18 protein-coding genes are annotated in these 20,688 nt (G+C 56.9%); 10 read left to right on the forward strand and 8 right to left on the reverse strand.

Going from position 1 to position 20,688, the window contains the following annotated elements; translation table 11 throughout:
* Nucleotides 1–42: 42 nt before the first annotated feature.
* A complete protein-coding gene (locus MICA_RS00830; protein WP_049782073.1) occupies nt 43–2,592 on the reverse strand; it encodes a DNA translocase FtsK in 2,550 nt (849 codons plus the stop codon).
* Between the two features lie 412 nt (nt 2,593–3,004).
* On the opposite strand from MICA_RS00830, the gene MICA_RS00835 reads away from it, so the two are divergent.
* From MICA_RS00835 to MICA_RS00850, 4 genes are all read left to right on the forward strand, one after another.
* Entirely contained in the window at nt 3,005–3,373 is a 369-nt protein-coding gene (locus tag MICA_RS00835) for a hypothetical protein (protein WP_014101749.1), read from the forward strand.
* A gap of 57 nt (nt 3,374–3,430) precedes the next feature.
* Nucleotides 3,431–4,384 carry an SPFH domain-containing protein gene (locus MICA_RS00840; protein WP_014101750.1) on the forward strand — a complete coding sequence of 318 codons (954 nt, stop codon included), beginning with the start codon at nt 3,431–3,433 and terminating at the stop codon, nt 4,382–4,384.
* 115 nt (nt 4,385–4,499) lie between these two features.
* Nucleotides 4,500–4,940, forward strand: coding sequence for an NfeD family protein (locus tag MICA_RS00845; RefSeq protein WP_014101751.1), 441 nt, complete (start codon nt 4,500–4,502; stop codon nt 4,938–4,940).
* A gap of 16 nt (nt 4,941–4,956) precedes the next feature.
* Complete coding sequence (locus MICA_RS00850; protein ID WP_014101752.1) at nt 4,957–5,517, forward strand: hypothetical protein; 561 nt, start codon at nt 4,957–4,959, stop codon at nt 5,515–5,517.
* A 15-nt stretch (nt 5,518–5,532) separates the two neighbouring features.
* Here MICA_RS00850 and MICA_RS00855 read toward each other — a convergent pair whose 3' ends face one another.
* Nucleotides 5,533–5,712, reverse strand: coding sequence for a hypothetical protein (locus tag MICA_RS00855; protein ID WP_014101753.1), 180 nt, complete (start codon nt 5,710–5,712; stop codon nt 5,533–5,535).
* A gap of 266 nt (nt 5,713–5,978) precedes the next feature.
* Here MICA_RS00855 and MICA_RS00860 point away from each other — a divergent pair, with 266 nt between their 5' ends.
* Complete coding sequence (locus MICA_RS00860; protein WP_014101754.1) at nt 5,979–6,611, forward strand: c-type cytochrome; 633 nt, start codon at nt 5,979–5,981, stop codon at nt 6,609–6,611.
* Nucleotides 6,612–6,778: 167 nt separating this feature from the next.
* On the opposite strand, the gene MICA_RS00865 is transcribed toward MICA_RS00860, so the two are convergent.
* The 4 genes from MICA_RS00865 to earP all read right to left on the reverse strand — a co-directional run bounded on the left by MICA_RS00865 (nt 6,779) and on the right by earP (nt 10,683).
* Complete coding sequence (locus tag MICA_RS00865; RefSeq protein WP_014101755.1) at nt 6,779–7,228, reverse strand: DNA polymerase III subunit chi; 450 nt, start codon at nt 7,226–7,228, stop codon at nt 6,779–6,781.
* A gap of 12 nt (nt 7,229–7,240) precedes the next feature.
* Nucleotides 7,241–8,785, reverse strand: a complete 1,545-nt coding sequence (locus MICA_RS00870) for a leucyl aminopeptidase (RefSeq protein WP_014101756.1) — start codon at nt 8,783–8,785, stop codon at nt 7,241–7,243.
* Nucleotides 8,786–8,931: 146 nt separating this feature from the next.
* Nucleotides 8,932–9,489, reverse strand: a complete 558-nt coding sequence (gene efp, locus MICA_RS00875; protein WP_014101757.1) for an elongation factor P — start codon at nt 9,487–9,489, stop codon at nt 8,932–8,934.
* An 18-nt stretch (nt 9,490–9,507) separates the two neighbouring features.
* Nucleotides 9,508–10,683, reverse strand: coding sequence for an elongation factor P maturation arginine rhamnosyltransferase EarP (gene earP, locus MICA_RS00880; RefSeq protein WP_014101758.1), 1,176 nt, complete (start codon nt 10,681–10,683; stop codon nt 9,508–9,510).
* Between the two features lie 420 nt (nt 10,684–11,103).
* Between earP and MICA_RS00885 the strand changes: the two genes are divergently transcribed.
* Entirely contained in the window at nt 11,104–11,820 is a 717-nt protein-coding gene (locus MICA_RS00885) for an SEL1-like repeat protein (protein WP_041793711.1), read from the forward strand.
* 62 nt (nt 11,821–11,882) lie between these two features.
* On the opposite strand, the gene MICA_RS00890 is transcribed toward MICA_RS00885, so the two are convergent.
* Entirely contained in the window at nt 11,883–13,562 is a 1,680-nt protein-coding gene (locus MICA_RS00890) for a leucyl aminopeptidase (RefSeq protein WP_014101760.1), read from the reverse strand.
* A 28-nt stretch (nt 13,563–13,590) separates the two neighbouring features.
* On the opposite strand from MICA_RS00890, the gene lptF reads away from it, so the two are divergent.
* The 4 genes from lptF to MICA_RS00910 all read left to right on the forward strand — a co-directional run bounded on the left by lptF (nt 13,591) and on the right by MICA_RS00910 (nt 17,773).
* On the forward strand, nt 13,591–14,763 hold the full coding sequence (gene lptF / locus MICA_RS00895) for an LPS export ABC transporter permease LptF (protein WP_014101761.1): 1,173 nt from the start codon (nt 13,591–13,593) through the stop codon (nt 14,761–14,763).
* Nucleotides 14,760–15,899, forward strand: coding sequence for an LPS export ABC transporter permease LptG (gene lptG / locus MICA_RS00900; protein ID WP_014101762.1), 1,140 nt, complete (start codon nt 14,760–14,762; stop codon nt 15,897–15,899). The genes lptF and lptG overlap by 4 nt, the downstream gene beginning before the upstream one ends.
* Before the next feature lie 213 nt (nt 15,900–16,112).
* On the forward strand, nt 16,113–16,862 hold the full coding sequence (locus MICA_RS00905; RefSeq protein ID WP_014101763.1) for an MlaA family lipoprotein: 750 nt from the start codon (nt 16,113–16,115) through the stop codon (nt 16,860–16,862).
* A 236-nt stretch (nt 16,863–17,098) separates the two neighbouring features.
* Nucleotides 17,099–17,773, forward strand: a complete 675-nt coding sequence (locus tag MICA_RS00910) for an MlaC/ttg2D family ABC transporter substrate-binding protein (RefSeq protein WP_014101764.1) — start codon at nt 17,099–17,101, stop codon at nt 17,771–17,773.
* Between the two features lie 69 nt (nt 17,774–17,842).
* Here MICA_RS00910 and MICA_RS00915 read toward each other — a convergent pair whose 3' ends face one another.
* Complete coding sequence (locus tag MICA_RS00915; RefSeq protein WP_014101765.1) at nt 17,843–20,536, reverse strand: DotA/TraY family protein; 2,694 nt, start codon at nt 20,534–20,536, stop codon at nt 17,843–17,845.
* Between the last annotated feature and the right edge of the window lie 152 nt (nt 20,537–20,688).

Genomic DNA, 20,688 nt, shown 5'->3' on the forward strand with positions numbered 1-20,688 from the left:
GAACCGGCCTTATTGCAAAATTATGGTAATATATACGAGAGGTCAGGCGTCGGAATAATCCCCGACCAGAACCTCGCGCTTGCCGGTGGCGCTGGCGCGGCTGACCACGCCTTGGCGTTCCATCTCCTCCATAATCCGCGCGGCGCGGTTATAGCCGATCTGGAAGTGGCGCTGGATAAAGCTGGTCGACGCCTTGCGCTCGCGCGCGACCAACGCCACAGCCTTGTCATAGAATTCATCGCAATCATTGCCGCCGCCGCCTTCGCCGAACATGGCGGACATGATTTCGGAATCACCAAAATCGCCGCCCTCGGTCACATCGTCGATATACGACGGCTCGGCCTGGCTCTTGATGAAGGTGACAACGTTTTCAACGTCATCATCGGCGACGAACGGGCCGTGCACACGTGTGATGCGGCCACCCGATGCCATGTACAACATGTCACCCATGCCCAGCAATTGTTCCGCCCCGCCTTCACCCAGAATGGTGCGGGAATCGATTTTCGATGTGACCTGGAACGAAATCCGGGTGGGGAAGTTGGCTTTAATAACGCCCGTAATAACGTCAACGGACGGGCGCTGGGTCGCCATGATCAAATGGATACCGGCGGCCCGGGCCATCTGGGCCAGGCGCTGGATCGCGTTTTCAACGTCCTTCCCGGCCACCAGCATCAGGTCGGCAAATTCATCGACCACGACAACGATATACGGAATTTCGTTCATATCCATCGGCTGTTCTTCAAACACCGGTTTGCCCGTGTCACCGTCAAATCCGGTTTGAACGCGACGGGTCAGAACTTCGCCCTTCTTGCGCGCTTCGCGCAGGCGTTCGTTATACCCCTCGATGTTCCGCACGCCCAGTTTCGACATGGCGCGGTAGCGGTCTTCCATCTCCTTCACCGTCCATTTCAGGGCGACAACGGCCTTGCCCGGCTCGGTCACCACAGGGGACAGCAAGTGCGGAATATCGTCATAGACCGACAATTCCAGCATCTTCGGATCAATCATAATGAAGCGGCATTTTTCCGGTGGCAGACGATACAGCAACGACAAAATCATCGTGTTCACGGCCACGGATTTACCCGAACCGGTGGTCCCGGCGACCAGTAAGTGCGGCATACGCGCCAGATCGGCGATAATCGGCTGACCACCAATATCCTTGCCCAAAATCAACGGCAATGCGCCCTTGGCATCCTGTACATCCGATGTTTCCAGCATTTCGCGCATAAACACGGTCTGGCGTTTGCGGTTCGGCAATTCAATACCAATGACGTTGCGGCCCGGAATAACGGCACAACGCACCGATGTGGCCGACATGCTGCGGGCAATATCGTCGGACAGGGAAATGACGCGCGATGATTTCACGCCCGGTGCGGGTTCCAGTTCGTACAGGGTCACAACCGGGCCGGGGTGAATGGATACGATTTCGCCCTGAACGTTGAAATCCTGCAACACGGTTTGCAGCAATTCGGCATTCCGTTGCAACGTGGCTTCGTCCATTTGCCCATCGCCCAGATTGTCCGGCAATTCGCGCAGCAAATCAGTGGATGGCAATTCCCATTCGCCATCGGCGGTGGCCAGCGCCAATTGGCGTTGCTTGGTGGACGGTTTCGGGGCCTTTTTCTTGGCTTTTTCGGGTTTGACGACTTTGGCGGCCTTTACCGGCGCGCGCAGTTGTGGGGTGGAGTCTTCATCCTCCTCGTCCACTTCTTCTTCGTCATCCTCTTCGTATTCTTCGTCGTCCTCGTCTTCTTCCTCATACTCCGCATCAATGACGTCGTCGTCATCTGCGGTGATACGGGCGCGGCGGGACCGGGATTTCGGCGCTTCCAGTTGGGTCAGGCGTTCGCGTTGCGGGGCGACATATTCTGGGTCGCTGTAATGGCGGACCCAATCATAAAACGCATGGGCGGCGCCAACGATTTTCTCGGTCGTCCATGCGGCCATGTAACGCAGTGAATCCCAGACATAAATCACTTCATCCTTCGTCACGGCCATGGCCAACGGCAGGCACGCCAGCGCGCCCACAGCGGCAATCATGGCGGCAATCGTGTGCGCGCCCAATCCCGTGGATGACCCCGGCAACCATCCGGCCAATGTGTTCAACAAAACAACACCACCACTGCCGCCCAACCAGTCCTGTGTCATCCATCCACCAGAAGGCAGACGTGCCGCCGCCGTGGCCGTAAACAACGCGGCCAGAATGGTGAACACAAACCGCAGCGTCAGCGGGCGGATCGGCGTGCGGCGAATAACCCGCGCACCAAGCGCGATCAGAACCAGCGCAAACACGCATGATCCAATGCCCAAGGTCTGCAAAAACAAATCCGACATAAACGCGCCGGGCGTGCCCAGCCAGTTCTGTGTGCCGCTCAGCATCTCATCGGCGGCGCTGGCCGTATTCATCGACGGATCGGCGGGGTGATAGCTGATCAAAGCGGCAATCATGGCCAGACCGGCCAAGGCAATGGCTCCACCAAATCCATCGACCAGACGGTTGGCGGCAAAGGCCTGAATCCGCTCCGGCACAAAGGCGGGGCCCTTTTGACGGGACGAAGAGCGGGAGCGCGAAGAGCGACGGGAACGGGCCATGGCGGTGTAAAGTCCAGAGGGTATGATTATGAAAAGAATGACCCGGGAGGGCCGATGAGAAACGGTAAGGCAGAGCGCCTTGTCCACCATTTTATCCCCAGACTCCAGCCTATACAAGCGGGGATCAGTACGGAAAATGGGGTTTTATGGAGGTGCCTCGCGGCCTCCCCCCACCCAACCCTCCCCCCTCATGCGGGGGGAGGGCTATTTCTCGATCATCTCCTCCCCCTTGGAAAGGGGGGGAGGGTCAGGGTGGGGGGATGGAAAGAGTTGCCGGGGATAAAAAGGGTCCCGTTAACGCTTTATTAAAGTTTTTAGCCAAAATTCAGGGATGGAGAGTCCTGCGCTTTCTCCAAGCGCTGGGGTGTGTGTTTTTTGAAATTGATATTTGAGACGAAGGAAGGGGTTTTCAATGCCTTCAGCCGCCATGCGTGATTCTGCCAAGAAATCCGCACCACCGGGCGCAATTGAATACAGCGTCTACAGCTTTCAAAAATCCGGCGGTGCCTCTGGCGACCGTTGGAAAAAACACGACTCCTTTTCCGACATGACCAAAGCGGTGGAACAGGCGGAAACGCTGTTCGCGACCAACGAATATTGCCGCGTCGAAATCAAACAAAAATACACCGATCCAAAAAATAACCGCTGCGTCGACATGACGCTGAAAACCTATGAACGCAAGGGCGTGCGTATCTCCGGCACGGTCATGGCGTTGGGCGGGGCTGTCGCGTGTGGCGTTATTGCCTTTATCGCGGCCTATATTGTTGGCACGAAAATGTAATCTGTTCGCTCTCGCCTTTTCACGCTTTGCGCTTCTCAACACAAGGAATTTTTCTCCATGGATGGCTTTATTTCCTTCGGTTTTATCGTGCTTATCATGTTCCTGTTCGTGGCGTTCAAGGGCGTCGTCACGGTGCCACAGGGCTATGAATACACACTGGAAATGTTCCGTCGTTATACCCGCACGCTGGGGCCGGGCCTGCATCTGATTATCCCGTTTATCGAAGGGATCGGCGCCCGCATCAACATGATGGAACAGGTGCTGGACGTTCCGTCCCAGGAAGCCATTACCAAAGACAACGCCATGGTCAAAGTTGACGGTGTGGTGTTCTTTCAAGTGATGAGCGCGGTCAAGGCCGCGTATCAGGTGTCTGAACTGAACCTCTCCATACTGAATCTGACCATGACCAATTTGCGGACCGTGATCGGGTCGATGGATCTGGATGAATTGCTGTCGCAACGGGAAAAGATCAATCATCAATTGCTGCGCGTGGTGGACGAAGCCACAGCCCCATGGGGCGTGAAGGTGACCCGGATCGAGGTGCGTGATATTTCACCGCCGCGCGATCTGGTCGATTCCATGGCGCGCCAGATGAAAGCCGAACGCGAACGCCGCGCCGTCATTCTGGAAGCCGAAGGCATTCGCCAGAGCGAGATCTTACGCGCCGAAGGTGAAAAACAGGCCGCCATTCTTGAGGCCGAGGGTCGCAAGGAAGCCGCCTTCCGCGATGCCGAGGCCCGCGAACGTGAGGCCGAAGCCGAAGCGCGCGCAACGCAAATGCTGTCGGATTCGATTGCGAACGGGAATGTGAATGCCATTAATTATTTCGTGGCCCAGCAATATGTGGAAACGCTGAAGCAATTCGCGATTTCTCCGAACCAGAAACTGATCTTTATGCCGCTGGAGGCCTCGGGCGTTATTGGTGCGCTGGGTGGTATCAACGACCTGATCCGCGATGCGGGCCTGGCGCGCGACACCGCCGCCGCAACCAAAAGCCCGTGGAAGGAATAAGCAACCTCAACCGTCATTCCGGCGCAGGCCGGAATCCATACGGTCTATCCAATGGATACCGGCCTTCGCCGGTATGACGAAAGGACAAAATTGAAATGAAGCAGGATATTTGATCATGGAATCACTGAACTTATTCTGGGGCTGGTTTGCCCTCGCGGCGCTGTTTCTGGTGATGGAAATGGTGTTGCCGGGCTTTGCGTTCCTCTGGATCGGTCTGGCTGCGGCGATTGTGGGTGTGATTGTCTTTGTTGCCCCGATGCTCAGCCTGCCAATCCAACTCGCCTTATTTGGTGTGCTGGGCGTTGCGGCGTATTTCATCTCCCGCCGTTTCCTGCCACACAAAACCCGCGAAGAACCGGGCGGCATCGGCGGCAACGTCCATGCCCGCTACATCGGCACCATCGTCACATTGGATGAAGCCATCGAAAACGGCCGCGGCCGCGCCCGCGTGGGCGACACAACATGGGCCGTCGTCGGCCCCGACGCCTCTGCGGGTGCGTCGGTAAAAATCATCGGATTAAAAGATGAAACGACGTTCCGGGTTGAGCCTGTTTAATATATGGGGTCGCTGCATGGAAAAGAATATCGGGCAGAAAATCTGTAATATTCTGTTCAGTGAAAATTTGTATTTTGAAAAAACTTCTGGCGATTTGGAGATTTTTTACCCTTGGTGCGGGCCAGGCGATGCCTTCTATATCAATAAAGAGCAAAAAAGATGGATTTTGCTCTTTATTAGAACTTCGATGGCTTTGTTTTTATCCTCGGCTGTTTTGTTAACGGCTCTATCCGAAGCTAATGCCGTTAGCTTCGATAAACTATTTTACGCGGGACATCTTTTTCTCTGGGTGTCGTTTAGTGTTCTGTGCGGCAGTCTTCTTTTATTCGGTAGATTGTTTGGCCCTTTCATTGTCCCTGCGCACGAGCAGGTCAAACGGACGCCTTCTTGGATTTGGGGGTATCTTTTTATATTTTCAGCCTGGCTTTTGATATTACTTATGGGATACGCCCCCATAAGTAATATGGACTCACATCTCCTCTTGATGGGGATGGTCGCCATGGACGGTATTTTCGCCGCGCTATCGGGTTGGCTTCTGTGGCGCAGTAAAACAACCGGGCTCTATTTCTTCACTTAAGCCCCGACGCCCTTCTTACTCCCCATCCGGCAAATGCCCCAGCGGGTCGGCTTCGACCATATTCGCCACCTGTTCAAACACGGTGGCGTTTTCTTCCATCTGGTCTTTCAGGACCGGGTTCTGTTCGGCCACGGTGCGGAAGAAGAAAGCGGCGTCGCGCAACAGGCGGGCGGCCAGTTCGGCATGGGTTGCCATGGGGGTGTCCTCGGGTTCGCGGTGGGGCCGCCTGATCGGGGCCTGAAAAAACGATGCCGACAGTGTAGGGGCTTCAAAGCGGGCCGCCTAGATGAAATATTTTGTCATAATATTAAATTTGCCCCGCGATCTCCCGCATTCCACCCGCATCCACCCCTTGGCTTTTTGTCCGTTTATCTGTATACCGCAAGGGGTGGGGGCCAAACGGGTCGCCGCATGTTAAACCTTTCTTTCCGTACGCGTTTTTGAGATTAGGGTCCGCACACATGGACAACATGGAATTCAACAAAATTTTCGCCGCCGTGCTGGTGGCCGGTATCGTCGCCAGCCTGACGGGATTCATTTCTTATACGGTGATTCATCCGCATAAATTGGATGAAAACGCCTATAAGATCGAAGGCGTCGTCGAAGATGGCGCGGGTGCCGCTGCTGCACCGACGGGCCCGCAACCGATTCTGGCGATGCTCGCTTCCGCCGATGTTGCGCGTGGTGAACAGGCGGCCAAGGCTTGCGCGGCGTGCCACAGCTTTAACAAGGGCGGCGCCAACGGCATCGGTCCGAACCTGTACGGCATCGTGAACGCGAACAAAGCCCACCTGGCCGGCTTCGCGTATTCCGAGGGCGTAAAGACCAAGGGCGGCAAATGGGATTACGACAGCCTGAACCATTTCCTGTGGAAGCCGAAAGCCTATATCGCCGACACGAAAATGAACTTTATCGGCCTGAAAAAACCGGAAGACCGCGCTGCTGTCATCGCTTGGCTGCGCACGCTGTCTGATTCTCCGGCGGGCCTGCCCTCTGCGGCCCAGATTGCTGCGGAAGAAGCCGAACTGGCTCCGCCAGCGCCGGCTGCCGAAGCGGCCCCGGCTGAAGCCAAACCGGCAGAAGCCGCGCACTAAGCGCCTGCGACAGATCAAATAAAAAATCCCGCCGTTCGGTTCGAACTGGCGGGATTTTTTTAACCACAGATGGACACGGATATATTTCACGTCATACCGGCGCAGGCCGGTATCCATGGGATGGATCGTATGGACGCCGGCCTGCGCCGGAGTGACGGGTGAAAGGGTTACGCCTTCTGCTCCCACCCGCCCGTCGGCGTTTGTTGCCAGTATGTAATGGCGTGGCCCGCGTCTTTGTATGTTTTCCAGCGCTGGCGCGCGGCGGCGATTTGGGCATCGTCGTGACCGTCCAGAAATTCACACACCAGAGCGAAGTGATCGACATCATCCGGGGCCACACCCATGCCGGTGATCAACAAATCGGCCTTGTTGGGATTGTCGTTTCCGGCGGTGATGTAAATCGGCTGGTCTTCGGCAAATCCGTCTTTCTTCGTGCCATGGGGCAGGAAGGAATCGGGGTTGTATGTCCACAAATGCGCGGCCATTTTTTCGGCGATGTCATCATTGGGCAGACGGATAACCACACGCTTGCCGCCGGCAATCGCCTTGGTCAAAACCTGGGGCAAGGCTTGCCCCAGATCCTGTGTTTGCAGATGGTAAAAACGAATTTCGCTCATCCGGCCTGTTTATCACGCTTTCGGTGCGGGCGCAGCTGCCACTTTCGGCTTTTTCTCAAAATGATCCATGATCAATTGGTTCAACAGACGCACGCCAAACCCGGTGCCGATTTTATCCGGCATGGTCGGGTGACCAAAAACGCCATTGGCCACGCCTGCAATATCCAGGTGCGCCCATTTGGTTTTGCCCTCGATAAATTCCTGCAGGAACGCGGCCGCCGTGCTGGCGCCCGGTCCGCCATTGCCAATATTGACCAGATCGCTGTAGGTACCGCGAATGGCCGCGGAAAATTCGGGGCCCAATGGCATCGGCCAACCGCGTTCTTCCACTTTCGCGCCGCTGGTACGGATGCGTTTGGACAATGTTTCATCGTTGGAAAACACACCGCACATCGTGCTGCCCAATGCGGCCTTGCACGCACCGGTCAATGTGGCCAGATCGATCACAGTGTGGGGTTTGAACCGGCGTTGAACATAGGTCAGGCAATCGGCCAGAACCAGACGCCCTTCGGCATCTGTGTTCTGCACATCAATGGTTTTGCCGTTCATGGCGGTGATAATGTCGTCAACGCAATTGGCGTCGGGTCCGATATCATTGCGGGCCAACCCCAGAATGGCGACCACATCGACGGGGGCCTTGCGTCCGGCCAGTGCGGCCATGGCTCCAGCCACGGCGGCGGCCCCGCCCATGTCGAATTTCATGGTCGACATATTGGTTTTTAGCGACAGGCCACCCGTGTCAAAGGTCAACCCCTTGCCCACCAGCGCCAAGGGTTTGGATTTTGCGTTGCCCGTGCCGTTGTAACGCATCACCAGCATACGCTGGCGGCGATCTTGGTCCAGATGGCTGCTGCCCTGACCAACGGACAGGAACGACCCCATGCCCAACGCCTTCATGCCGTCTTCCAGAATGGTTTCAACGCTGATGCCCAGCGGGCTGAGCGCGGCGGATACGCGCGCGGCCATGTGACCCGGGGTCATAACGTTTGGTGGCTCGTTCGCCAGATCGCGCGCCAAAAACGCGCCTGCCGCCACCGGGGCCAGATGCGCGAATTTTTCGCGGGCGGCATCCGGGTGGGGTTGGGCGATGCGGATGGTGTAATCCGGGGTTTTGGGCGCGTTGGATTTGTATTTATCGAACGTATAGGATTTCAGCACAAACCCATGGGCCAGATCGGCGGTCAGATGGGCATCATTCCCGGTGAAATCATTCGCCAGAATAGTGACGGATGTCATGCCCGTTGCGGCGACAGCCGTATAAATTTTCCCGCCAATGGTTTCGGCGCGCAGGCTGTCCATGCCTTTTGCGGCCCCCATGCCGACCAGAATCATTTTCTTGAACGGGGTCCCCGACGGGGCCGGCACGGTCAGGGTCTGGCCGGTCTTGCCCTGAAAATGCACATCGGTGCTCAGTGCGTGTTGAATGGCCGCGCCCATATCGCGCGGGGCGATCATGGTGGCGACGCCCGGGGCGCGCTTGTCATACACCGGAACGATGACGATATCGCTGGCGTGTTCGGTTTGCCCGGCTTGGGTGGTGAATGAAAAATGCGTCATGGTGCGCTCCCTTGGTTCTTCGTTTTTTATGATTGGACGGGTAGTCTTGCGCCACGCGGGCGCGGGCGTCAAGGATTGGTTGTGGCGCACAGCAAAACCCCCTCCATGCGTTGGCAGGAGGGGGTTTAAGGTGTTCAAATTCAATATTATTTCGCGCGGGACACGTATTCGTCCGTGCGGGTGTCGATTTCGACTTTTTCACCGATTTCGATGAAGGCCGGAACCGAAATTTCATGGCCGGTGGCCAGTTTCGCCAGCTTCATCACTTTACCGGATGTATCGCCACGGGCGGCCGGCTCGGTGTAGGTGATTTCGCGCACGACTTTGGTCGGGATTTCGATGGACAGCGGGCGGCCTTCGTACATGACGATTTCGCACGGCATTTCATCTTCCAGATATTTCAGGGCATCTTCCATGTAATCCGGGGTGATTTCGTACTGGTTGTACTCGGCATCCATGAAGACATAGTTGTCGCCGTCGTTATAGGAGTATTTCACTTCCTTGTGGTCCAGAACAACGTCATCGAACTTGTCGTCGGCGCGATAAACGCCTTCGGTCGAGTTGCCGGTGATCAAGTTTTTCATTTTCAGTTTCATAACGGATGCGTTACGGCCCGATTTGCTGAATTCAGCCTTGGTGATCAGCATCAGGTTTCCGTCCATCGTCACGACGTTGCCGGAGCGAAGTTCTTGGGCGATTTTCATTGTATGAATGTCCTTATATTAGTTTTGATCTTTTTGGTTCCGGATAAAACGGACCAGCTGGTCGGCCAGATCCGCCTGTTCGGCCAGATTGCGGGCCCAGTCTCGCGCGTGCGGGCCCAGCCGGGGCAGGGCCTCAAAAAAGTCGCGCATCACCTGGGTGCTGCCCTCTCCAAGGGCCTCTACATTCCACATTATAGTGAATTGTGCAAGCTTCTCGGCGTCTTGGGGGCTCAGATTCGCACTGTAACGGCCTAAGAACGCGTCCAGTTTGACCAGGTGGGCGTTCTCCTCCTGCACATAAATCTGCCAGACCATGGGGCGCCCGGCCCAGATGGCCCGGACGAATGAATCTTCCCCCCGGACGAAATTGATGTGCGCGGTCCAAAGCAATTTGTCGTAATCATCCTGTGTCAAAAACGGCACGGGGTGGAGGCTGACATGGTCGGATTGAAAATCGTTCAGCGCGGCCATATGCGTCGGGGCCACCCCGGCGGGAACCAGCAATCGGGTTTTGATCTGTTCCCGGTCCAACATCCGGATCAGGGCGGCGACGGGTGCGTTGTCATAACAAAACAGGCTGATGTCGATGGTGTCCGGGTCAATGGCCGGGATGCCGTGGCGGGCACGCCATGCGTTTTGCGCGGTGGTGTCGGATTGGAATGTTTTGATCGCGTCCATCAATCCGACCTCACGGCTCAGGCCCCCCGTGCGCGGGGTGAAGCCGGGGAAGAATAATGTCTTCTTCATCCCGGTCATCGGGTTGGTGGATGGGATGGCATGGACCCCATCGACCCAGTCCTCGGCACTGAGATATTCAAGGTCGACCCAGACCGGATTCGGGGTGGTGGCTTTCATCGCCGCGATGACCGTCTGAGGCAGGTCACAGGCAAAAGCCTCGATCACCGCATCGGCCATGGGCAGGTCTGGCGTGTTATAAAATTGCCCGATGGCATCCTCGGTCCAGAGCAGGATGGTGACCCCATCGATCACCTGCCGGGGGGCGGCGGGGTCCAGCCGGGGTTCGATCCGGGCAAAGGTTTTGAAGTCATCAACATACAGCCGGACACCGCATCCTTGATCCCGGACGAGTTGCCGCGCAAACCGCCAGCACACCCCGATATCGCCAAAATTGTCGATCACGCGACAGAACAGGTCGATGCTCAGTGGGGCGTGGATTGGGGGTGTGGTCATCATGAAACCGCTCTCGGGGTGGTGTGATGCGTGTATAGCAGGGTGGGGTAATCGGGTTCAATCTTTTCCCGGTCTGGCCACCCATCCCTCACCCCGACCCTCTCCCGGAGGGAGAGGGAGCAGTCTAATCTCCATGTACATATCTCCCCAAATCTTCCCCCTCTCCCTCCGGGAGAGGGCTGGGGTGAGTGTGCTTTGGTGTATGTCATGGAAAACAACTAAGTTATTGATTTTGTTTATACGTACGGTCGCATACGTGCTGAATGTGCGATGCTTTTTGGTTGGGTGTATGTGCGAGCTGGATGGTATGCGGCTGCCCGTTTCGGGGGGTGCGGCGCGCGTACGCGAGGCTATTATAAAGCGTCTGCATTGTTTGCTTGCGCGGCTCTGAAATCTGCCGCACCCTGTTTAAAGGGGGTGTGCATGATCCGCGAAGTTATATTAACCATAGTGGGGCTCGGGTTATTGTATCTGGGGTACACCGTTGTCGTAATGCACTTTTGGTCTGATAGCCATCTGGCTGTTCTGAGCCAAGAATTGGAGCGTACGGAGCGTGCAATGGCCGCGCGATCACCAGATCAGAAACTGTTTGATGTCAAAGATTGTGATCGGGCTATCGACCAAGCGAAGGTCCAGAATGCCGACCCATCCGGATACGACGAGGCTGTGCGTATTTGCCGTCATGTTGGTGCATGGGGAGATACAGGGGTACAGTACATTCTGGGAACTTGGTACAAGCAGGGCAAGCATGTCCTGCAAAACGATGAAGAGTCCCAAAAGTGGTATTTGGCCGCTGCTATGCAGGGGCATGTCCCAGCCCAATTGGAAATGGTTTTAGCTTACCTACGCCAATCCGAAACCGCCGAACAGCAGGGAGATTCCCATCAGGCGATGGATTATGGGATGGAGGCGTATGGTTGGTTTTGTGTAGCACAAAAGCAGGCGGAAACGTCCAATTTCACCGGCTTTGATGCCTGGACGGCTACGCGTACAGATGATGGGCCTCAGTTAATGCAAACTATTGCGAATGGTTTCGTAGAGCACATTAAGCGGCAACCTTTTTTCCCAATTCGTAAGACGTACGAGAAGATGTGTCGGGAATATGTGAATTTATACTACAAGCCGCCAGCGGCTCATTAGACTGTTATAAGGCCCCATCCCCACTGCGGAGGTGGGGCCTTAAAATAGGATGGCCTTACGTCTTACTCGTAATAATCCATCACCATCTGGTTCAGGACGCGGACGCCAAATCCGGTGGCACCTTTCGGGCCCAGTGGCTTGTCGGCGTTGACCCAGGCGGTCCCGGCGATGTCGAGGTGGGCCCAGGGGGTGTCGCCCTCGATAAAGTGTTGCAGGAACCCGGCGGCGGTACAGGACCCGCCATGCGGGGACCCGCTGATGTTTTTCAGGTCGGCAATGGTGGACACCATCGATTTGCGATAAAAATCGTCCAGCGGCATCCGCCACAATTTTTCGCCCGTCTTCTGGCTGGCGTCGTTCAACTGGGTCCACAGCGTTTCATCATTGGCATAGGCCCCGGCATATTCGGATCCCAACGCCACCATGATCGCCCCGGTCAGGGTGGCCAGATCGATGATCATCTTCGGCTTGTCATGTTTCTGGACATAGGTCAGGGCGTCGCACAGGACCAGACGGCCTTCGGCGTCCGTGTTCAGGACCTCGATGGTTTTTCCGGCCATCGAATTGATGATATCGCCGGGGCGATAGGCGCGGTCGGACGGCATATTTTCGGCCAGACCGACAATCCCGACCACATCGACCTTGGCCTTGCGGCTGGCCAGCGTGTGCAGCAAACCGACCACGGCGGCCGATCCGCCCATGTCCATTTTCATGTCATCCATGCCGGCGGCGGGCTTGATGGAAATGCCGCCCGTGTCAAACGTCACGCCCTTGCCGACGAACGCCAGCGGTTTGGTCATTTTCGGGGCGGTTTTTGCGGATTTCGCGGCCTTTCCGCCCGATTTTCCGGCATAGCGCATAATCACCACGCGCGGCGGGCGGGCCGAGCCCTGACCCACGGCCAGATGGGATTCCATACCCAGCTTGGCCATTTTCTTCTCATCCAGAATTTCGACATGGATGCCCAAAGGCTGCAGCATTTTGGCAATTCGTTTGGCGTAGCTGTCCGGGTAAATCACGTTTGGCGGCTCGTTGGTCAGGTCGCGGGCCACATGGGTTCCGGCGGCGGCGGCGGCCAGATCGCGGTCAAACGCGGCGGCCTTGGTCGCGTCATCCAGCACGATATCGACGGATTGCAGGGTGCGGGCTTTCTTCTCGCCCTTTTTGCTGCTGCCCTTCTCGGTCGATTTATACAGGTCGAAATCATAGGCGCGCAGGCGCACACCTTCCGCAATGTGGGCGGCGATGGCGTCTGCGCCAAGGGATTGTTTTTCATCGGATTTTTTGGGTTTCTTGTCCGATTTTGCTGCGCCTTTTGCTGCAGCAAAAAATGTCGCGTGTTCCGTGCCCGTGGATTTCAGGGCGCTGTAGAATTTGCCCCCGATCACGGCGGCTTCGGCGGCGGTCAGATCGGCAACCTCGCCCATCCCGACCAGCATGTAACGCACCACGCCGTCCTTGTTCTTTGGGGCGGCGATCACGGCGACCTGCCCGGCCTTTCCGGTGAAATGATCCTGCGCGTCCATCCACTGGCGAATGGTCCCGCCGCTTTGCTTGTTCAGGGCTTCGGCCTCTGGGCTGAAAGCCCCATCGGCGCCAACACAGGCAGCCAGGGTGTCGGATTTGGACTTCGATGTTTTGGAAAATGTGATTTTGACGGTTTTGGTCATGATTTTTCCGCTTTTTGAGAGATTTACGGCTTTGCCGCCCGGAACGGGCTTGGTATGGATAAAGGCCGACAAACTTTAACCCAGACGCGTGCCTTTTTCCATGGGTGTCTTTGACCGCTATCTGTTCAAAACCCTGCTGATCGCCACGGTGTTTATTGCCGTGGTGCTGGCGGCTATTATTTTCCTGACGCAGTCATTGCGCTTTCTGGAACTGGTCATCAATGCCGGGGCGTCGGGCTCGGCCTTTTGGTTGCTGACTCTGCTGGCCTTGCCGCGCTTCTTTGAAATCATTCTGCCCATCGCGTTGCTGGCGGCGATTGTCTTTATTTATAACCGCATGACGATGGACAGCGAACTGGTGGTCATGCGGGCCATTGGGGCCTCGCCCGCGCGGTTGGCCCGTCCGGCCTTGATGCTGGCGCTGGGGGTCAGTGTCGTATTGTTGATCATGACAGCGTGGCTGGCCCCGGTGACGTTGGCGGGAATGCAACATCTGCGGCAGGTGATCAAAGCGCAATATTCCAGCCTGCTGTTCCGCGAAGGGGTGTTTAACGCCGTGGCCCCCGGCCTGACCGTGTATATGCGGGAACGGCTCGAGAATGGTGAGCTGGGCGGATTGATGATTCACGACACCCGGGCCCAAAACCCGACCCCGGTGACGGTGATTGCCAAACGCGGTGTCATGGTCGCCACCGATTCCGGGCAGCAGGTTGTTGTGTATGAGGGGTCGCGGCAGGCGATGGATGACAGCACGGGCAACCTGACCCGGCTGGATTTTGACCGCTATCTGATTGATTTGCCGGAAGGGTCGGGCGTGGTGCGCCAACGCTGGCGCGAGCCGGAGGAGCGGACCCTGTTCGAATTGTTCCGCCCCGACATGAATAATGAAAATGACCGGGCCAATCGCCGCGATTTTATGGTCGAAGCCCATCGCCGCATCATCAGCCCCTTCCTGGCCCTGACCTATAGTGTCATCGGTCTGGCCTTCTTGTTGCTGGGGCCGGTGGATCGCCGCGGGCAAACCCGTCGGATCGTGGCCGCCATTGCCGCCGTGGTCGGGATTCAGGGCCTGTATCTGGCCGCTTTTAACATGGCGCAGGACCATATCGGCGGGATTATTTTGATGGATGTGCTGGTGCTGGGGCCGTTGCTTTTGTGCGGTTACCTGCTCAGCGGAGCCAGCGAGGCCATGCGGCAAAAACCATGGTGCCGCACCCTGTCATCCGTGTTTGTTTCCGGCGCGAAAAACACCAAGGCCGGGGGTGCAGCATGATCAACCGTCACGCCACGCTCAACGCCTATCTGGGGCGGCTTTTTGCGGTCAATTTCCTGTTTATCACGGCCATTTTGCTGGGCGTGGTCTATCTGTTCGATACGGTCGAATTGCTGCGCCGGGCGGCGAAGCGCGATGTCGGCCTGTCCCGCGTGCTGGAGATGGGGTTGTACAAGCTGCCCGAGGTGGGGCAGTTGATTTTCCCCTTCGCCATCCTGTTCGGGGCCATGTTCACCTTCTGGGTTCTGACCCGGCGCAGCGAACTGATCGTTGTGCGCGCGGCGGGGTTTTCCGTGTGGCAATTTCTGGCCCCGGTCATGGGTGTGGCGGTCCTGATCGGCGTGCTGCAAATGACCGTCATCAACCCGCTGGGGGCGATGATGCTGGGGCGGTATCAGGTGCTGGAAAACCGGTATTTGCTGCCCGAGGGGAACCAGATCGCTTTGTTTAAGGAAGGGCTGTGGCTGCGACAGGCCTATGACCCGCAGGCAGAGGCCACCCCGGCCCCCGGGGATGATGATGGCGATGCGGGCTATGCCATTATTCATGCGGCCAAAATTCAGTTGCCGGACTGGGAATTGCGCGAAGTGATGGTGCTGTTCTTTGATGGCGACAATAACTTCCTGCGCCGGATGGACGCGGCCCGCGCCCGCCTGACCCGTGGCCAATGGAATTTGCAGGATGTGCAAATCAGCGTGCCGGGAAGCCGGGCCGAGCGGGTGCAACGTTATGCCCTGCCAACCCGGTTGACCGCGGATGAGATTGAGGAGAGCTTCTCCTCCCCGGAAACTTTGTCCTTCTGGAAACTGCCGGGCTTTATCGCCACGCTGAAGCAAACCGGGTTTGATGCCACCCGCCTGTCGATCCATTTCCAGTCTTTGCTGGCCCAGCCCTTGCTGTTTATGGCCATGGTGTTGCTGGCGGCGACAGTGTCGCTCCGGCCGCCACGCTTCCGTGGGGCGATGGTGATGGTGATGGCCGGGGTGCTGATGGGCTTTCTGGTCTTCTTCCTGTCCAGCTTCCTGCAGGCGCTGGGTGCCTCGCAACAGATCCCGGTCCTGCTGGCGGCCTGGTCCCCGGCGCTGGTGACGTTGTTGCTGGGCGGGGCGGTGCTGCTGACGCTTGAGGATGGCTGATGCCACTTTGCAACACTCTGTGTATTATTTGTGCCACACTGCCCGGAACGTCTTGATATAAAGGCGAAAAAAAGTTAAATCGGTGCGTCTGTGTTAACCATGCGTTTAGCGCGATCTGGTTAACTCGGTGTGTGTGGCGCGTGCTGGCCATGCGCTTGTTCTTACAAAACTTTACAAGATCCATGAAACCCCTTCGATTGTGCGGGATATAAAATGATGGCGCGGTTTGCGTGTTTGAAATTCTCTCATTTGGTGCTGGCCGGTTTGGCCGCGCTGACCCTGTCTGCATGCAGCAGCACCCAAGCCACGGACCCAAATGATCCGTTGGAAGGGTATAACCGCGTCATGTTCGCCGTGAACGATGCCGTGGATCAGGCTGTTCTGCGCCCGGTGGCCAAGGGATACCGATTTGCCGTTCCACAACCGGCCCGTACCGGCGTGCGCAACTTCCTGCGCAACCTGCGTGCTCCTGTGAACCTGGCCAACGAAGCGTTGCAGGGTGACCTGGCGGGTGTTGAAAATGTTCTGGTCCGCACCTCGGTCAACACGCTGATCGGCGTTGGTGGCCTGATTGATGTGGCTGGTATGGAAGGCTATCCGTACGAACAGGAAGATTTCGGCCAGACGCTGGGCGTCTGGGGCGTTGGCCACGGGGCTTATGTGATTTTACCGCTGATGGGGCCGTCGTCCCTGCGTGATGGTACGGGCATGCTGGTCGATGGGTTTATGGACCCGCTGCGCTGGTACCTGTTCAACACGGAACGCGAAGGCTGGCACTATGCCCGTCTGGGGATGACCGTGATCGATTCGCGTGAAGAATTGCTGGATGCGCTGGACGATCTGCGCCGCAACTCCTTCGATTACTATGCCGCGACGCGCAGTGCCTATCTGCAGCGCCGTGAAGCTCTGGTCAATGATATGGACCCGGGCGTGGGTGGCGTGGCAATCCCTGACTACGATTAAGGGTGTCGGGATCGCTGTATAAAGGATTGATTCGGGGCCCTGCGTGGGTCCCGAATTTTTTTAGAAATGAAGGCCATTTGCCCTGTTTTTGCCTTTGATGTCTGGCACACTGACAATAGAGTTTGCCGCACGCGATAATCAGGCTATATGGTGTGCCGGCCAAAGGATATGGCCTAAGATTAAAGTCACTGAAACCGCCCCTCTATGGGCCCCATGAATGTGTTGAGGTTATTTGAATGCTGGATCGGAAAACAGGACTGCGCGGATTGGTTTTGGGTGTAGCGGCGGTGGCTGTACTGTCCCCGCTGGCCGCGCATCAGGCATGGGCGGGAATGGATATTCGCCCGGCTTATACGGCGGACTCCCTTTTTGTCCGCGTCGCGGATCAAAAGGGCGCGGAAAATTTCGTTGATTCCATGGCCGGACGGGCGATTGCCTTCCTGGGCAATGACGCCATGTCGCAGCAGCAGAAACGCGCGTCTTTCCGCAAATTGCTGGAAGATTCTTTTGATATGGCGACCATTGGCCGCTTTGCGCTGGGGACCTATTGGCGCTCCGCATCCGAAGCCCAACGGGCCGATTATCAGAAACAATTCAAAATTATGGTTGTGAATGTCTACTCCGAACGGTTCAGTGAATACACGAACCAGACCTTCCGCACCACGGGATCGCGCCCGGACGGGGACAAGGATGTGATCGTATCCTCCCTGATCGAATCGCCGGAAGGAAAACCGCCGGTAAAGGTGGATTGGCGTGTGCGCAACAAGGATGGCCGTTACAAGATCGTTGACGTTCTGGTCGAGGGGGTCAGCATGTCCCTGACGCAGCGTTCCGACTTCTCCTCGGTCATCCAGGCTGGCGGTGGCAATGTACAGGTTCTGCTGGATCATCTGAAAAAGAAGAACGGATAAGCAGCGCTCACAGCGCGCATAAAAAACACCCGCCGGATTGGCGGGTGTTTTTTATTATTCCGTATGAGGTTACTGTTTCGCGAACATGCCTTGCAAACTGCCCGCCGCCCCTTTGAGCGACCCACCGACCGAGTTCGCGCCCATGGACACGTTGCGGACCAGGTGTTCCGCCGGGTCGCCGGAGAAGTCGCCGAAGCCGTTGACGTTCGTGCCCAGCCAGTACATGACGTGGTTCGGGATCAGCGTGATCAGTTTGAACGACGCCATGCCCATCATGTACACGATGATCGCGTAAATCACGGTGTGGAAGAAATAGTCGATGGTAGAGCGCATAAACTCCCATGCGCCCAGCTGGCCATCCAGCGCGTTTTGCGCGTCCTCGTTGTTAAAGCCGGTCAGGTTGGACACGACCAGATCAAAGATACTGTTCAGCACCTGAACCTGGGCCGCGAAGATCGACACGGCAGCGATCAGGCCAAAGACGATAAAGAGCGGTCGCATAAAGATTTCAAAGATCAGGAAATAGCCGTCCTTGGCCGCATCCCCCATCAATCCGTCCCCGTCGATCCGGATGTGGGCCAGCGCCCACAGCGGCACGCCCACCATCGCCTCGAACACGCCCTTGACCCAGTTGCCGACGGCGAAGAAGAAATAGATGAAGGGCAGGAACGGCAACACGTAATACAGCACGAAACCCATGCTGAGCGTCATAAAGGCGACGCCGCTGGCGATGCTGGAAAACGCCCCGGCCAGTGGTCCGATCCCGAACAAGCCGTTCAGCAGGTTGGACAACGTGGCCACGGCCCCGGACCCGGCGGCAATACCAAGGTTGGTGATGGCCGAATCCACCATGGATTTGCCCAACGCCACCAATTGCGCCAGCGGGTGGACGTTGGCGTTGTTGCGCATGTTGAACAACCCTTCCGTCCCGAACATGGCATTGATCACGTCGATCAGAATGTTTTGTGATGTCGGGATGGGAATGTTTTCGGCCCCGCTTGGCTGGCCTGCGGCCTCAACGTTCCAGATATCATAGGCGCGGTTCAGCGCAGAGGACAACGCCGCGCCATACTCCGTAAATTCAACCGCCACGCCATCCGCCATCGTCGGCTGGTACCGCAGCTGGCTGATGATTTCGTTGTCCTTCTTCCGTTTTTCCTCCAGCACATATTCCATGATGGCCGGGTACTTGGTCGGGAAGGGGATGTTATAGGCCGCGGCGATCATGGCGCCGTTCATCTGGGCGATCTTGTTGTACCAGATACCACCGCCGCCCCAGCCCAGATCCTGCTGGGTGAACAGCCATTGCGCTCCGCCGATTTGCTGGACCGTGCCGTAATAAATCCACTGATCAATGTTTTCACTCCACGACCGGACCAGATCATCGCGGTCCTGAGGCGTGGGCATGGTGTTGGTGATGCTGCTGGCCGTGCTGTTGGGCAGGGCTTCTTTCACCGCGGCATAACCCGCATTGATGAAATAGCTGCCATTGTCTTCGGTGTTGATCTGGTTCCACGGGGCGCGGATCAGGCCTTCATAGTAGGATTGCTGGATAAAACGGGACCCCGGCTCCTGCACATCGGTCGTGGTCATGACCAGCTGTCCGCAATAAGGCATGACGTAACCCGGCTTGTTCTTGTGCCGGATAGGGTCGCGTTCACCAAACACGACGATAATGTCGCCATTATCGTAGAATTGTAGAGCATCGGCCCAGGCAGCGTCAGACAGCAACATGAATTCCGGCGCGCGGGTCACGCTGCGCACCAGATAGGCGTTGATGCTGACTTTGCCTTCGGCCAGCAACTCATACGATTTCGTGCAAGCGGCCAGAACCGTATAAAACTGCAACAAATCGTTCGGTTTGGGTTGTTGTGGTTCTGCGACCAGAAAATTTGGGTTCCCCAGCAGGGTCGTGCCGACAAGGCGCTGGTTAAACAGGCTCCAGCCATTGCTGGCCATGTTTGATCCCCATTTCGCCGCATACAGCGTCACATATTGCGCCCCGTTCAGCCCGTAGCTAAGCGGTACCAGCAGCCCCAACGCCACCACCATCCGGATCGGCGCCCAGACGTGGTTGAACCGGCGGCCAAATGGCGTACCGCTTTGTGCCGTTTCCACGACGATGGCCACGGCAAAATACAGGAAGATAATAACGGCAATCACCATCAGCCCGATGCTGTAGAATTGCAGCATATCGTGCAGGGCGCCGTGATACGCAAACGGCCACGGCCCATCCGGAACGGTGGATTGCAGGCAGGGTGTATTGGTGGCCACGCATGTGCCGCCGCCATTGGCGTCGGTAAACATGCCGGGCACGCCAAAAACACGGTCCAGCAGGATAAAGGCGATGTCGTTCTGGGCGTTTTGAATCTTGAAGAAATCGCCATATCCGGCGGGCATGGCGGCCTTGGCCGTCTGGACCATCAGGCTGAACAGCAAGATGCCAATTTGTAACAGCAGCAGCAAGAAGCCCAGGCAGACGATCGAGAAAATGACGATCTGGTCGGCGTGGGATTTGTTGAACTGCAAATTCCGATAGGCTTCGCCCAGCACGTTGCTGATCCCGAATTTGCGGATATTTTGCGGGCTCAGGTACGGGTGCCCGGGGGGCAGCAGACGCGCGGCGCGAAACACCTGCGCCATAAAGAAGGATACGTGGCTGAATCCTGAACCAACCAGATCGCGTGCCATCGGGATAACCCCGGGCAGAAGCGCAAATTTCAACACTTGCCGTGTTGTGATCGTTTTTGTTTCATTTGGCATTGGTTCGTCTGCCCCGCCTTTTTCTCACCACACCGCTGCTGTTATCCAGCGCCGGATTATTAATATTTTATTAAGATTATGGTTTCTCCGGTTCCCCAGATTATACCACAACCCGTTGGTCTTTCTCCAGAATCGCGCGCATGCTGCCCGTG

It is taken from the genome of Micavibrio aeruginosavorus ARL-13 (assembly GCF_000226315.1).
Classification (GTDB): Bacteria; Pseudomonadota; Alphaproteobacteria; order Micavibrionales; family Micavibrionaceae; genus Micavibrio; species Micavibrio aeruginosavorus_B.